This is a genomic window from Rickettsia argasii T170-B (assembly GCF_000965185.1).
Taxonomy (GTDB): Bacteria; Pseudomonadota; Alphaproteobacteria; order Rickettsiales; family Rickettsiaceae; genus Rickettsia; species Rickettsia rickettsii.
Window position 1 is genome coordinate 91,664 of the sequence record NZ_LAOQ01000003.1, and the last position, 15,109, is coordinate 106,772.

Here is a 15,109-nt window from a genome sequence, read left to right on the forward strand (position 1 = left end):
TGCAACGGCACTAATAACCCAAGGTAAAAATAATGTTTGAAAAATATATTATGTATTTAAAGAATCTTATATTTTTTCAATTTATTATATATTTCTTCTTTATTTCCTTAACTATTTGGATAATAAAAATTTTCCAGCAAGAATACAGTAAATCTATTCTTGATAAACAAGTTTTACAAGAAAATCTAACAGAGAAAGTTTTAAAGCTTTATTCTGTCATGAACTCTAAAGAAGAAATATTAGAATCGTACAAAAAATATGTAGATTTAAGTGTGCCAAGTAGTGTGAATTGCTTAAATTATCAAGAACTAATTCCTAAAATAAAAAGCTTAAGCAATAAATATGATTTAGTAGAACCTATAGATGTATTTATAAATTCAGTATTTTTTAAAAATAATGTTCAGGCAATTGAAGGAGAAGGTAAATCGATTCATGTAAATAATTATAGCATAAATATAAAATATGCATGTGCAGATTTTTTGACTTTTCTAAAAATATTCTCTGAAATTTATTCTTATATGCCTCCTAATACTCTTATATCTTTTGTACGAGTACGTAATGAAGAAGTGTTAACACCTAAGAATATATATAAACTTTCAGTAAATCATGCTCCTAATCTTATTTATGCTAAATTGATATTATATATCAGAGAATTAGCCTCAAAATAAATTACCAAAATGAATAATGCAATAGTACTTAATAACGTAAATACTAATTTATTTAAAAAAGATATTGTTAATAATTTTGTCAATAATCTTATGAAATCTACTTGCTCTACTATTGCAAATATGCTTGCTATAGATTATACGCTAAGGCTTAATTCTAAACCAGAGGCTGAAAAATATATTAATAAATGTATTTCTAGACTCAGAAATTATTTAGGTATGCGGGTTATTAACGATGATAATTTTTCTGTAGCATTAGAGTTATTTGCAATAATGATTACTTCTGAAGACGAAAATGAGCAAAATAAGAATAATATTTTAGAGCAATCACAAGATATAATAGCAGAAAATCTTGTAGAAGTTTATTTTGGAGATGAAATAAATAGTACCAAAAAAGAAAAAATTAAAAATATATTTAAAACTCTTTTAAAAGAGAAGAATTTTGATAAAATAATAAATTATGCCGAGTCTCACAAAAAATTATTTAAGGCTTCTGTAATGTATGCCATGAAGAAATATAATAATATTGATGAAGCAACCATCTATATAAAGAAAGAATTTAATAAAATATTAGAGATGTCTTTAGTATTGACACAAAAAAGTAATATATTTAAACAAACAACTGGAAAAATCGCCGGTGCTGTTTGTGCTTTATTAGTCGGAGCAATCAGTGTTGCGACTGCAGGAGCGGCTTTTTCTATCATAGTTGTACCAGCATCAATTTTTGCCATCAGATATGCACCTGAACTTGGTGAAAAAATTGGAGGATTAATTTTGAATAATGATAATGCAATAAAACTAGAACAAAGCAATATAGATAAGTTTATGAAAACATTACAAAATGATAAAGAAAGTCTTCTATCTCAAGAAAAAACAAAAAACATCAAACAAAATATTAAAGTTTCTCCTTCTCAAATCAATGCTAAATTAACTAAGAAAGTGGTTAATGAAAAATATAGATAGGGTATAGTCATTACGAGAAGAATTACGCAGTAATTCGCGAAGCAATCCAGTAAAAATTCTGTAAATCAGAATTTTTTTAATTATTTTTCTAGATTGCCACATCGCTACGTTCCTCGCAATGACGACTACAGTATCAACGCAAGCAAAGCTATTCGCATGAAATAAAGCTATTTTTACTTGAGAATATAAAATATTACTCTTATTATCTTTTTTTAAATCAATAAAATAACAATAAAATAACTTAATGAGAAAAGTAGTAATATCCGGCATGATCGGCAACGCTTTAGAATGGTATGATTATGCATTATATGCGCAATTTGCTTATATTATAGGGCAGCATTTTTTTCCGGATCCAGAAATGCGAGAGACGTTAACTTTTGCGGTATTTGCTGCAGGCTTTGTAGTACGACCGCTCGGTGGTATTATTTTCGGTAATATAGGTGATAGATTCGGTAGACGTACTGCTTTGGTGATGGGTATTATAGCTATGGCAATACCGACTGCCGGGATAGGGCTCTTACCAAGTTATAAAACTATTGGAATTGCCGCTCCTATTATTTTAACTATTATCAGACTCATACAAGGTTTTTCTTTAGGAGGGGAATTTAGCGGTTGTATTTCGTATATTGTAGAACATGCTTCGTTCGAGCAGCGAGGACTTGCGGGGAGTAGCTCATTTGTTAGTATGTGCGGTGGTATGCTGCTTGGACTTGGTACAGCAGCCGGTTTTTCTTATTTTATGCCTGCCGATATGCTATTTGAATGGGGTTGGAGGATACCTTTTATTGCCGGTTTATTTATTAGCTCTGTAGGTTTATATATTAGAAAAAACCTAGCAGAAAGTCCTATTTATAAAAAAGCTAAGGGAACAAGGCGTTTAGCACGTTTTCCTTTACGAGAAACATTAACAAAATACCCAAAAGAACTAATTATCGCACTTGGTCTGTATATTACCGTAACTGCTCCTTTTTATACTTCTACGGTTTTTATTGGTAATTTTATGCAAACACTCGGTTATACTAATCAGCAAAGCACAATTGTTAGTAGTATAATATTAATCGTAATGATGATAGTATTTCCTATATCTGCGTATGTTTCGGATAAGGTGGGGCGACGTCCTGTACTAATATGGGGGATTATCTTGTTAATTTTATCAGTCTATCCTATTTTTGTAGCCTTAGGGTCGATGAATTTTACTTTAGCTATAATATCTCAAGTAATATTTGCTGGAGTTATTAGCATCTATATGGGGCCTATTCCAACGGTTTTAGTAGAGATATTTCCGACTAGCATAAGATTTACCGGTGTTGCACTTTCATACAACCTTGCAGCTGCTATATTTGGCGGTACTGCTCCAATGTTAGCAATGATATTAACGAAAGTTACCGGAAACAATTATGCTATTGCATATTATTTAATTGCACTTGCCTTGTTATCTTCTATAATTCTAAAATTCTATAAAGAAACCTATAAAAAGAATCTAGTAAATTAATATGAGCGAAGTTTTTGAAATACCAAACGGTGAAAGCAAGGTTTTACTCCATTGTTGTTGTGCTCCTTGTGTTGGCCCTTTAATGGAAAAAATGATCGATACCGGCATTAAGTTTATGCTTTTTTTCTATAATCCTAATATTCATCCTAAAAAAGAATATGAGCTTCGTAAAAATGAAAATATTAAATTTGCCGAGAAACATAATATAGAATTTATCGATGCAGATTATGATCCGCAAAATTGGTTTAGGCGTGCTAAAGGGATGGAGCTTGAGCCTGAGAGAGGTATACGCTGTACAATGTGTTTTGATATGCGTTTCGAGCGTACGGCTTTATATGCTTATGAGAACGGCTTTAAAGTTATAACTAGCTCGCTTGGTATTTCTAGATGGAAAGATATGAACCAAATTAATGAATCAGGAACTAGGGCGGCATCTCATTATGAAGGGGTGACCTATTGGACTTATAATTGGCGTAAAGACGGCGGTGCTAGCAGAATGTACGAAATTGCCAAAGAAGAGAACTTTTATAAACAAGAATTTTGTGGCTGTGTTTATTCTTTCCGTGATACTAACAATTGGCGAGTAGCAAACAATCGTCCTAAAATCGAGATCGGCAAGGAGTATTATTAAGACTTCAAATTAATAAAAAAATATTTTATTTTTTTGAATCTTTATATTATAATAATCTAGACAATCTAACTATATGAGGATTTTATATGAATAAATGGCAGTTACACGAAGCAAAGAATAAGTTAAGTAATATTATTGATATTGCAATGCATGGTACCCCTCAATGTATTACAAAAAGGGGTGAAGAAGCAGTTGTAATTATTAGTATAAAAGACTATAAACAACTTACTAAACAAAAACCTGATTTCAAAGAATATTTATTGAGCATACCTAAGACAGATAATTTGGATATTCAGAGAGCAAAAGGATATGCTAGAGATTTTGAATTATGAAATATTTATTAGATACTAATGTTGTATCTGAAATTCAAAAGAAAAAATCCAATTCTCAAGTAGCAGCATGGTTTTCAATTGTTCATTCTAGCCAGTTATACTTAAGTTGTATTACTATCGGCGAAATAAGAAAGGGAATATCAAAATTAGCAAAGAAAGATAAAATAGCAAGTTTGAAATTAGAAAAATGGTTAGAAAGAATAATAATAGATTATAATGAAAGAATTCTTAATATTGACAAAGAAATATGTGAGGAGTGGGGTGAATTAATGAATATTGATAGTACGAATGCAATCGATGCTTTAATAGCTGCACAGGCAAAACAAAGCAATATGATACTAGTTACTAGAAATATCAAACATTATAATATGTTTAATATAAAAATATTCGATCCTTTTAACTGATCAAAATTTTCTTTCCCAATAATAATACCCTATGAAAAAACTATCATTTCAGCAAATTATTATGACATTACAAAATTATTGGCAGGATTATGGCTGTGCAATATTGCAGCCTTACGATGCCCATGTTGGAGCCGGTACGTTTCACCCTGCAACTGTACTTCGCTGCCTTGGTACTAAACCTTGGTCTGTTGCATATGTTCAGCCATCAAGAAGACCAGGGGATAGCAGGTATGGCATGCATCCTAATAGAATGCAGCATTATTATCAGTTTCAAGTTATCTTAAAGCCGTCGCCGGATAATATTCAAGAGTTATATCTTAAAAGCTTAGAATGTTTAGGCATAGATTTAAAAATTCATGATATCAGATTTGTTGAAGATGATTGGGAGTCGCCAACCTTAGGTGCTGCCGGGCTTGGCTGGGAAGTATGGTGTAACGGTATGGAAGTATCGCAATTTACTTATATGCAGCAAATCGGCGGTATTGAATGCCGTCCCGTTGCTGGTGAAATCACTTACGGACTCGAGAGGCTTGCTTTATATATTCAAGGTGTTGATGAAGTAAGAGAGCTTGATTGGAATGGGCAAGTAGGCGAAAAAGCTTTAAAATACGGTGAAGTGGATTTCGAAGCTGAACGGCAATTTTCAAAATATAATTTAGAGCTTGCCGATAGTGAAATGTTACTGCGACATTTCAAGGATAGCGAAGACCAGTGTGAGAGATTAATCAAAGCTAATTTACCTATGCCGGCTTATAATGAATGCCTTAAGGCAAGTCATGCATTTAATCAACTAAATGCACTTGGAGTAATTAGCGTCACTGAGCGTGCTTCTTATGTTTTAAGAGTGCGTCATTTAGCTAGAATTTGTTGTACAAAATGGTTGGAGATGAACAGTGAGCGAGTTATTATTAGAGCTATTTAGTGAAGAAATTCCGGCTTTTATGCAAAAAAATGCTGAAGAGGGTTATTTAAATATATTCACGAAAATTTTTGAAGAAAACGAAATATTTGCAAAAGTGCAAGTATTCGCGGGACCTCGCAGGATAACGCTGCATGCTACCCATTTGCCAAAGATAACTTTGCCAAAAGAGGAAGAAATGAAAGGACCAAGCATAGAAGCTCCGGAAGCCGCTATTAACGGCTTTTGTAAAGCTCATAATGTTAGTAAATTAGAGCTTTCTACTAAATTAATTAGTAATCAGCTATATTATTTCTTTGTCAAAAAAACAGAAGAAAGAGAAATAAAAGAGATTTTGCCGGAGATTATTATAGAGGCTATTAATAAATATAGCTGGGCAAAATCGATGTTTTGGGGTTATTACAAAATAAAATGGATTAGACCTCTGCGAAATATTTTATGCATATTTGACGGCGAAATATTACCGATGCAATTTGGGCATTTAACCGCTAATAATATTACGTATGGGCATCGTCTTACTGATAATAAAAAATTAGAAGTAACAGATTTTGAAGATTATAGAAATAAGCTTTTAGAAAATCATGTTATTTTAGAAAGAGCAAAGAGAGAGACAATAATTAAAACCGGTTTACTGGAACTAGCAAATTCTCATGATTTAATTATAAAAGAAGATAATCGTTTAGTAGAAGAAGTAATAGGGCTTAGCGAATTTCCTGTTGTACTGCTTGGAAAAATACCACAAAAATTTTTAGAGTTACCTAAAGAAGTACTTATTTCTTCGATGCGTACGCATCAGAAATATTTTTGTTTATTTGATAAAACAGGAAATTTCACACCGTATTTTCTCTTTGTCAGTAATGGCAGATTTACAAATGCTGAACTAGTTATTCAAGGTAACGAGAAAGTTCTATCGGCACGTCTTTCGGATGCTTTATATTTTTGTAAGCAGGATATAGCTAAAACTTTAGAATCAAGATTAGGCCAATTAGAAGCTGTAACATTTCATGCAAAGCTTGGTAATTTAAGAGAAAAAGTTGAACGCATAACCGATATTTGTAATTATATAGCTCCAAATAATAAGGATTTGATTACAGCAGCTAGACTTTGCAAAAGTGATCTTGTTTCTGAGATGGTCGGGGAATTTCCTGATTTACAGGGGATTATGGGTTATTATTATGCAAAACATGAAGGGCTCAATGCAGAAATAGCCGCTGCAATTAGAGACCATTATAAACCGCAAGGTTTGAGCGACAATGTACCAAGCGGAAATGCGGCTTTACTTGCTTTAGCCGATAAGCTAGATAGTTTAGTAGGTTTGATGATAGCAGGGGAAACACCAACAGGCTCAGGTGATCCATATGCCTTAAGACGTCAAGCTCTTGGTATAATAAGAATAATACTTGAAAATAAATTAGAGCTAAATTTTAATGATTTAATTAATTTTTCTATAAACTTATATAAAGATTCATCTGACGAAAATAAGAATTTAATAATATCTTTTTTTGAAGAAAGAGCAAAATTTTACTTTAAAAATGACTATGATATTGCGTTAATTAATGCAGTTCTTGACTTAAATTTAGTAGATACAAACTTTAAGCTTGATGTGTTAAAAGAATTTTTAATAGAAGACGCAGGCAAGCAATTATTAAATGCTTACAAACGAGCTAGCAATATAATTGGTGATCAGAAAATTACCGGCTTAGTTGATGCGAGTCTCTTTAGTACACAACCTGAAAAAGAATTATTTGAAGTAATCCAAAAAATTTCTCCGCAAATTATAGATAGTATAGCTGATAAAGATTATAAGAAAGCCTTAAATTTATTATCGTCTCTATTAACTCCCATTACTAGCTTTTTTGATAATGTACTCGTTAATGACTCTGATCCAAAGATCGCTCAAAATCGTTTGTCGTTATTACAGAATATTTGTGAATTATTTGATAAAGTAGCTAAGTTTAACCGCTTATGATAAACAAAGCAGTTCAATTTATAAAATCAGGTAAAGTGGTTGTTTTTCCGACTGAAACAGTATATGGGATTGGTGCGGATGCCACAAATAATGAGGCGTGTTTAAAGATTTTTCAGTTCAAAGAGCGCCCTGCTATCAATCCGCTTATCGTGCATGTCTCCTCCATAGAGCAAGCAAAGGAAATAGGGGAGTTTGACGATTTAGCTACAAAAATAGCAGAAAAATTTTGGTCTGGACCATTATCTATAGTTGTCCCTTTAAAAGAGAATGCAAATATTGCCCCTAGCGTAACAGCAGGACTAAATACCATAGCACTTCGGATACCATCTTATCCTGTAGCGTTAGAGCTTATCAGACAATCAGGCATACCTATAGCTGCCCCAAGTGCTAACCCTTCAAACTATATTAGTCCGACTAACGCTGAGCATGTCACAAAACATTTTAAGGATAATAAGGAAATTTTTATTTTAGCACCTGAAATCTATCAATCTAAATATGGGCTAGAGTCAACGATAATCGATACAACAACTGTTACTCCTACTATTCTTAGAGAAGGGGTTATAACTGCTGAAATTTTAGGAGAAATACTAGGGATAGAAGTTTTAAAAGCATCAGAGACAAGTACTATAAAAGCTTCAGGAATGCTTGCAAAACACTATTCACCAAAAGTACCGGTTAGGCTAAATGCTATAAATTTAGAGGATAAAGAAATCGGATTAAATTTTGGCAATAGCAATCTTACAGGAAGATTTTCATTAAACTTAAGTGTAAAAGGTGACTTTATAGAAGCCGCTGCAAATCTTTATGCTTATTTAAGAATACTTGACGATTATGCTGCATCTCATGATGTAAGAGGTATAGCAGTTAGCCCTATACCTCAAGTGAATATAGGGGCTGCAATTAATGATCGCCTAAAACGTGCTGCAAAATCATAAATTTCGGCGTTCTATTCGCCTTAATAGCTTTTTGATGATATTTGGTAATTACATAGTTATCGTGCGGTTTTAAATAATCATTTTTATTTATAATTTCAAAATTACCGTTCTGCTGTATTAACTCTATTGCTTCATAAAAATAATTTTCGATATCGGAAGCAAATACTAAATTACCATTGTCTTTTAGCTTATCTTGTAAAATCTTAAGTCGTTCTTTATTGAAAATACGTTTCTTTTTTTGCTTATTTTTTATCCATGGATCGGGAAATAAAATATAAATTCCATCAAGGCTATTACTTGGTATCTCATTTAATATTAAATCCAAATTATTAGGGAATAATAAAAAATTCGTGATATTTTGTTCTCCTGTAAGCTTTAAAACATTTGCAACTCCGTTTAAATATACCTCTACCCCAATAAAAAGTGCATTAGGATTCATTTTAGCTTGATTAATGAAATGCTCACCCATACCAAAGCCTATCTCAAGAAATACTTTACGTTTTTCATTTACAAGCTTTTCTTTAGAAAATAAATATTTTGGTAGTTTGTTATCTAATAAATTCTGTTGCACTCCTGATAAGCTTTTACCGATACGTCTTGCATATGACCGATTGAGATTAATAGGAGAAAATAATATTACCCTACTGTGACCTTGTAGATCCTTATAAACGCTTTCAATATTATAACCATGATCTAAGAAAATTTGGGTTACCGCTTCTTCCTGTTTAAACCCTATTTCTAATATAATCTTACCGTTTGGTTTTAAGAATTGTTTGGCATTTTCGGCGATGAGAAAGTAAGCCTGCAGTCCGTCTTTTTCAGCAAATAAAGCAATAGACGGTTCATAATTGATTGTTTCAATTGCCATCTCTGATTTTTCGCTGTGAGCTATATATGGCGGGTTGCTAACGATAAAATCAAATTTCTGAGTTTCAATATTCTCAAACCAATTACTGTGAATAATCTGAATGCGATCCGTTACCTCATATTTTGCCGCATTACTTTTGATAATGTCTATAGCATCAAGACTTATATCGGTTGCAATTACATTAGCATTCGGTAACTCACATAATAGACTGATAGCAATGCAGCCGCTACCTGTGCCAAGTTCTAGGATATTTAAGAATTTGTCATTACAGTTTTCGCTTATGTCATTCCCGCGAAAGCAGGGATCCGTTTGCTTTTTTTCTGGATTCCCGCTTTCGCGGGAATGACATTGAAATACAACATCTACCAAAACTTCAGTATCGCTTCTTGGAATTAATACATGTTTATTAACAATAAATTCACGTGAGTAAAATTCTTTAACACCTGTAATATATACTATCGGTTCATGCTTTAATCTTCTCGCTAACAGTTTTTCAAAAGCTTCTATCTCGGCTTCATTTAACTGCTCATCAAGATTAATAAGTAAATACTCAATAGGTTTATTTATAACATGCTGTAGTAAAATTCGTGCTTCTAATTGCGGCGAACTAATACCTATTTTATTTAATTTATCTGTAGCATCACTAAGAGTTTGCTTTATAGAACATTGCATGGAAAGTTTTATTTTCTGCCAAAATTTTTCATTTATAAAATCTCATCTACACTATCTTCGGGTTCTAGAGTTATAATATCTATTTTAAGATAATTTTTGGTTTTAGGTATTTTAATTATTTTCATAAACCGTTTTATGTTATTATATCACCAATTATTTCTGAATAATATTCATGTTCTATATAGCTATTTTTAAAGCTAAGATTTGCTAATGTTTCTAAATCACAAGTGATTAAAGGTTCTTGTTCGTGTTGATTTTTTAATAAATAAGGACTAGTACAAAACCAAGCGAACTCTCCTTTTATCTGGTCAGCAGTTAGTTTATTTAGTACTTCACCATTTTTCCCATACAAAATCAAGTCAGAAAAAGCACCATATCCTGCTTCGGTAAATTTTATGGGAGCTTTCTTCTCACCTAAAATTTCTTGTTGATTTTTTAAAATATATTCTAAATAAGTTTTAAAATAATGCTTATACTATTGTCCCTCATATTGGAGCTTTTATTATTCCTATATGTGAAATAAAATTTGCGTTTTGGAAGTTGCCATAGTTATAATCATTTCTACTGATGGTATACCAATACTACTTTTCTGTTCCCATGCTTTATTATAGGTAAAAACTACATATACATCTGTTAAATCTTGGTCATGATATTCTATGCTAGAGTCAAAAGCATCTAGTCCCATAAAAGCTTTTCTATATTCTTTTTTCCCGGACTGGTTTATAAACTCCCCCTGTTTCTTTGAGAAATTTTGCCAAGTAGTTACATTTACTCCATTAACTTTTACCATATAAAAATGTAAATCATCTTCTACTTCATAATGATAAATTTCTGATTTTACTTCTTGTGCTTTATATAGCTTTGTAAAAAGATGTTGTAAATTAGAATATTTTTCATCTATTTTACTGAAATCAAATTCAGAGAAAATCCGCAGAGCTTGCATATATTGCATGTCTATATTATCAGGTGCTTTTGCTTCTTTGCATGCAACTTTTATAAATTTATTTAATTGTTCTTCTTGCTCATTAAAAAAATTTTTTTAATAAAATTTCTTTCCTATAATTTGCATCATCAATATACGTACTATTATTAATATCTATGCCTGTTTTTAATCTTAGAGAAAGAATTTCATTGACGAATTCAGAAATTTTAATTTCATGTTCTGTACTATATTGGGAAGAGCTAGCAATTTTTATAGATTGCGGTTTAAAAGATAAATTATTACCTAATTTTAAAATAAAATCTTTTACTTCTTGCCAATCTCTATAATTTGATATATCTAAGGAAATAATTTTGTCTGTGGCGGTACTTAAATCTTGCAGAAAAGTAAAAATCTTTTCTAATCTCGCTTTTTGTTTTCTAAGGTTTAAAATACCCTCTTCCATAGAATATAAGGCTTCTTCTAATTTAGAATTAGCTTTTTTCATTTTATAAATAAATATTAATCCTTAATATTATATTAAAAAATTAATATTTTGTCAATTATAAACTAATTATCTCTTCCATATCCCTTGGCAACTCACAAGAAAATTCCATAATCTCATTACTAGTCGGATGAATAAAACTTAAATACCAAGAATGCAGGGCTTGACGTTTAAAATCAATTAATTTTGCTTTTAGTTCAGGGGGAGAATGAGCAATTTTTCGGTCGTTATTGCCGTAAGTTTGGTCGCCGACTACCGAATGCTTTAAATGGCTTAGCTGTACTCTAATTTGGTGAGTTCTACCCGTACTAAGCTTGCACTCCACCATACTAATACTACCTTTATAAAATAATTCTAGAGTCTTATAATGTGTAACGGCTTCTTTGCCGCCATATTTTAATATGGTCATTTTTTGGCGATCGCTTCGGCTGCGACCTATATTATTTTTAATGACTCCTTCTAGCGGATTTATTACTCCCCACACTAACACTTTATATTTCCGTATTACCTGCCTTTGTTCTATCTGATTTGCAAGTAGCATATGTGCTTTATTATTTTTAGCAACTACCATCAAGCCCGTAGTGTCTTTATCTAAACGATGTACTATCCCGGGTCTTTCTGATGAGCCGATATCCGATAAGTTTTTTGTATGATGTAGTAAAGCATTAACAAGCGTATCGTCATGATGCCCTGCTCCCGGGTGTACCGTCATACCTGCAGCTTTGTTAATTACTATCAAATCATCGTCTTCATATATTATATCAAGTGCTACATTTGCTGTTGCAATTTTTAGCTCTTCAGGTTCTTTAAAAGAAAAAAATATACTATCATTCTCCTTGACCAAAACATCAGGATCAGAAATAATTACATCATTAACTAGTACTTGCGAATCTTTAATAGCTTTTTGGATTTGATTCCTTGAAACATTTTCAAGAAGCGATGATAGAGCTTTATCAAGCCTTATGCCATTTAGTTCGTGTGGTACGGAATATTTTAACATATTTTATTTTAAGATAATGAATAATACGCTTAAATGGTTAAGTGCAATCGGTGTTGAATATTATTGCCATGAACATCCACCGCAATTAAAGGTACGTAATAATACTGAACTAACTGAAAAGCCACAAGTAAAACTTATGTCTACAAAAGAAACTGCATTCAATATGAATGATAAAGTTCATGATAATATAACCCTAGCAAGATTTCTTGCCGATAAAGCTAATAATATCGAAGAACTAAAAGAATCTCTACTAAATTTTAATGGTTGTGAACTTAAGAAATTTGCTACTAATACGGTTTTCGGTGACGGTAATTTAGAAGCTAAAATTATGTTAATAGGCGAAGCCCCGGGAAGTACCGAAGATTTGAAAGGAATACCTTTTTACGGCGAAAGTGGCAATTTACTTGATAATATGCTACACGCTATCGGAATTTCACGAAAAAATAACGCTTATATTACTAATACAGTATTTTGGCGTCCTCCTGCTAATAGACAGCCGACGTTCGAAGAAGTCGATATTTGTAGACCTTTTGTAGAGAAGCATATTGCTCTTATTAACCCGCAGCTAATTATTCTAGTCGGTAGCACGGCTGCAACTAGCTTACTTGGAAAAAATTCAGGTATTACTAAAATTAGACAAGAATATTATTTTTATACCAATAAATATTTATCCGCTCCTATTCAAACTACGGCAATCTTCCACCCTGCCTATTTACTCCGCCAACCTATGCAAAAACGTACCTCTTGGTATGATTTACTCAAGATTAAGGAGTATTTAGTCAATAATAGACTTCTTGCATAACTTGTACATTAATCTAGTACTCACAGCTTCACGTACTTTTCAAAATAATTTTCTACTGGACAATTAGTCGTATATATGCGACAGTGTAATCATCTCTAGTTAAGCTTAATATGCAAAACACTAAACAAATACAATTTTTATAACAGATATTTCTGCTATTAAATGCAAGTAATAAAGATACTCAAGGCAAAGATATTAAAAAAGCCTTAGAAATAATAGAAGAAGTTTATAAACGAAATTAAGGGTGTTATATGGAAAGTTTACAGATTATTTAAAAGAAAAATTACAAAATGAGGAAATATTAGTAGGGTATATTAATGAAGCGTTAGAGCAAGAGGAGGTATAGCAAAAATCTCTAAAGAAGCTCATATAAATAGACAATATATATATATAATGTTATCTAGCAAAGGTAATCCAAGTGTCGACAATATAGGATCTTTATTAAACGCTTTAGGCTTGCAGTTGAAAGTAGAAGCATATGCGTTTTAAATTTTCATTAACCTTGCAAGTTGAGCAAGATATCAAAGAAAATTTTTAAATTCTAATAAATCATAATTCATTTCTAATTTCATTAAATTAGGGTTATACTTACTGATGTATAAAAATAAGGTATATCCATATGACCAATGAAAATAATAATGATTCAGAATTTGCTGAATTAAAAATCAGAGGAAAAATATTTAAATTACCTATACTTAAAGCAAGTATTGGTGAGGATGTAATCGATATAAGTAGGGTATCTGCGGAAGCCGATTGCTTTACTTACGACCCGGGTTTTATGTCTACTGCTTCTTGTCAGTCTACTATCACCTATATAGACGGTGATAAAGGAATCTTGCGGCATCGAGGATATGATATTAAAGACTTAGCTGAGAAAAGTGATTTTTTAGAAGTGGCATATTTACTGATTTATGGGGAACTACCAAGTGGTGAGCAGTATAATAATTTCACTAAACAGGTTGCTCATCATTCATTAGTGAATGAAAGATTACACTATTTATTTCAAACCTTTTGTAGCTCTTCTCATCCTATGGCTATTATGCTTGCGGCTGTCGGTTCTCTTTCGGCATTTTATCCTGATTTATTGAATTTTAAGGAAGCAGATTACGAACTTATCGCTATTAGAATTATTGCTAAGATACCTACCATCGCTGCAATGTCTTATAAATATTCTATAGGACAACCGTTTATTTATCCTGATAATTCGTTAGATTTTACCGAAAATTTTCTGCATATGATGTTTGCAACGCCTTATACGAAATATACAGTAAATCCGATAATAAAAAATGCTCTTAATAAGATATTTATTCTACATGCCGATCATGAGCAGAATGCTTCTACTTCAACAGTCCGAATTGCCGGCTCATCCGGAGCTAACCCTTTTGCTTGTATTAGCACGGGTATTGCCTCACTTTGGGGACCTGCTCACGGTGGGGCTAATGAAGCGGTAATAAATATGCTTAAAGAAATCGGTAGTTCTGAGTATATTCCTAAATATATAGCTAAAGCTAAGGATAAAAATGATCCATTTAGGTTAATGGGTTTTGGTCATCGTGTATATAAAAACTATGACCCGCGTGCCGCAGTACTTAAAGAAACGTGCAAAGAAGTATTAAAGGAACTCGGGCAGCTAGACAACAATCCGCTCTTACAAATAGCAATAGAACTTGAAGCTATCGCTCTTAAAGATGAATATTTTATTGAGAGAAAATTATATCCAAATGTTGATTTTTATTCGGGTATTATCTATAAGGCTATGGGTATACCGTCGCAAATGTTCACGGTACTTTTTGCAATAGCAAGAACCGTAGGCTGGATGGCACAATGGAAAGAAATGCACGAAGACCCTGAACAAAAAATCAGCAGACCTAGACAGCTTTACACCGGTTATGTACATAGAGAGTATAAGGGTATTCGGGAGAGGTAAACATTGTCGTCATTGCGAGCGACTGCAAGGAGCGTAGCAATCTCAAGAGATTTGATGAGATTGCCACGTCGCTTCGTGCCTCGCAATGACGTTGAAAATATAAATC

General features: G+C 32.3%; 17 protein-coding genes. 12 read left to right on the plus strand and 5 right to left on the minus strand.

What is annotated here, in order from left to right:
• Positions 1-32 precede the first annotated feature (32 nt).
• The 9 genes from RAT170B_RS04300 (at position 33) to RAT170B_RS04340 (ending at position 8,310) form a co-directional block, all read left to right on the plus strand.
• Positions 33-668 carry a hypothetical protein gene (locus tag RAT170B_RS04300; protein WP_045805690.1) on the plus strand — a complete coding sequence of 212 codons (636 nt, stop codon included), beginning with the start codon at positions 33-35 and terminating at the stop codon, positions 666-668.
• 9 nt (positions 669-677) lie between these two features.
• The gene (locus RAT170B_RS04305) at positions 678-1,628 is read left to right on the plus strand and encodes an RP853 family protein (RefSeq protein WP_045805691.1); all 951 of its coding nucleotides are present in this window, start codon (positions 678-680) and stop codon (positions 1,626-1,628) included.
• Between the two features lie 244 nt (positions 1,629-1,872).
• On the plus strand, positions 1,873-3,120 hold the full coding sequence (locus RAT170B_RS04310; RefSeq protein ID WP_014121154.1) for a metabolite/H+ symporter: 1,248 nt from the start codon (positions 1,873-1,875) through the stop codon (positions 3,118-3,120).
• A 1-nt stretch (position 3,121) separates the two neighbouring features.
• Complete coding sequence (locus tag RAT170B_RS04315) at positions 3,122-3,751, plus strand: epoxyqueuosine reductase QueH (protein WP_014014891.1); 630 nt, start codon at positions 3,122-3,124, stop codon at positions 3,749-3,751.
• 86 nt (positions 3,752-3,837) lie between these two features.
• Positions 3,838-4,083 (plus strand): type II toxin-antitoxin system Phd/YefM family antitoxin, encoded by a 246-nt coding sequence (locus RAT170B_RS04320; protein ID WP_004997145.1) that lies wholly within the window; start codon positions 3,838-3,840, stop codon positions 4,081-4,083.
• Complete coding sequence (locus tag RAT170B_RS04325) at positions 4,080-4,487, plus strand: type II toxin-antitoxin system VapC family toxin (protein WP_045805692.1); 408 nt, start codon at positions 4,080-4,082, stop codon at positions 4,485-4,487. Before RAT170B_RS04320 ends, RAT170B_RS04325 begins: the two co-directional genes overlap by 4 nt.
• Before the next feature lie 31 nt (positions 4,488-4,518).
• Positions 4,519-5,409 (plus strand): glycine--tRNA ligase subunit alpha, encoded by an 891-nt coding sequence (locus RAT170B_RS04330; protein WP_045805693.1) that lies wholly within the window; start codon positions 4,519-4,521, stop codon positions 5,407-5,409.
• Positions 5,381-7,375 (plus strand): glycine--tRNA ligase subunit beta, encoded by a 1,995-nt coding sequence (gene glyS, locus RAT170B_RS04335; RefSeq protein ID WP_045805694.1) that lies wholly within the window; start codon positions 5,381-5,383, stop codon positions 7,373-7,375. Before RAT170B_RS04330 ends, glyS begins: the two co-directional genes overlap by 29 nt.
• A complete protein-coding gene (locus RAT170B_RS04340; protein ID WP_045805695.1) occupies positions 7,372-8,310 on the plus strand; it encodes an L-threonylcarbamoyladenylate synthase in 939 nt (312 codons plus the stop codon). Before glyS ends, RAT170B_RS04340 begins: the two co-directional genes overlap by 4 nt.
• On the opposite strand, the gene trmB is transcribed toward RAT170B_RS04340, so the two are convergent.
• From trmB to RAT170B_RS04365, 5 genes are all read right to left on the minus strand, one after another.
• Positions 8,276-9,850 (minus strand): bifunctional peptide chain release factor N(5)-glutamine methyltransferase PrmC/tRNA (guanosine(46)-N7)-methyltransferase TrmB, encoded by a 1,575-nt coding sequence (trmB, locus tag RAT170B_RS04345; protein WP_045805696.1) that lies wholly within the window; start codon positions 9,848-9,850, stop codon positions 8,276-8,278. The two genes, RAT170B_RS04340 and trmB, sit on opposite strands and share 35 nt — an antisense overlap.
• 133 nt (positions 9,851-9,983) lie before the next feature.
• Complete coding sequence (locus RAT170B_RS11510; RefSeq protein ID WP_041404113.1) at positions 9,984-10,202, minus strand: hypothetical protein; 219 nt, start codon at positions 10,200-10,202, stop codon at positions 9,984-9,986.
• A gap of 156 nt (positions 10,203-10,358) precedes the next feature.
• Positions 10,359-10,793: a hypothetical protein gene (locus RAT170B_RS11515; protein WP_232048114.1), complete on the minus strand. Its 435-nt coding sequence runs from the start codon at positions 10,791-10,793 to the stop codon at positions 10,359-10,361.
• 82 nt (positions 10,794-10,875) lie between these two features.
• Positions 10,876-11,277, minus strand: coding sequence for a hypothetical protein (locus RAT170B_RS09770; RefSeq protein WP_045805697.1), 402 nt, complete (start codon positions 11,275-11,277; stop codon positions 10,876-10,878).
• Positions 11,278-11,332: 55 nt separating this feature from the next.
• The gene (locus tag RAT170B_RS04365; protein ID WP_014014883.1) at positions 11,333-12,274 is read right to left on the minus strand and encodes an RluA family pseudouridine synthase; all 942 of its coding nucleotides are present in this window, start codon (positions 12,272-12,274) and stop codon (positions 11,333-11,335) included.
• A gap of 16 nt (positions 12,275-12,290) precedes the next feature.
• Between RAT170B_RS04365 and RAT170B_RS04370 the strand changes: the two genes are divergently transcribed.
• The 3 genes from RAT170B_RS04370 (at position 12,291) to RAT170B_RS04380 (ending at position 15,003) form a co-directional block, all read left to right on the plus strand.
• Entirely contained in the window at positions 12,291-13,076 is a 786-nt protein-coding gene (locus tag RAT170B_RS04370) for a uracil-DNA glycosylase family protein (RefSeq protein ID WP_024704397.1), read from the plus strand.
• A gap of 390 nt (positions 13,077-13,466) precedes the next feature.
• The gene (locus RAT170B_RS12400; RefSeq protein WP_409994158.1) at positions 13,467-13,565 is read left to right on the plus strand and encodes a hypothetical protein; all 99 of its coding nucleotides are present in this window, start codon (positions 13,467-13,469) and stop codon (positions 13,563-13,565) included.
• A gap of 130 nt (positions 13,566-13,695) precedes the next feature.
• Positions 13,696-15,003, plus strand: coding sequence for a citrate synthase (locus tag RAT170B_RS04380; protein WP_045805698.1), 1,308 nt, complete (start codon positions 13,696-13,698; stop codon positions 15,001-15,003).
• The last annotated feature ends 106 nt before the right edge of the window (positions 15,004-15,109 follow it).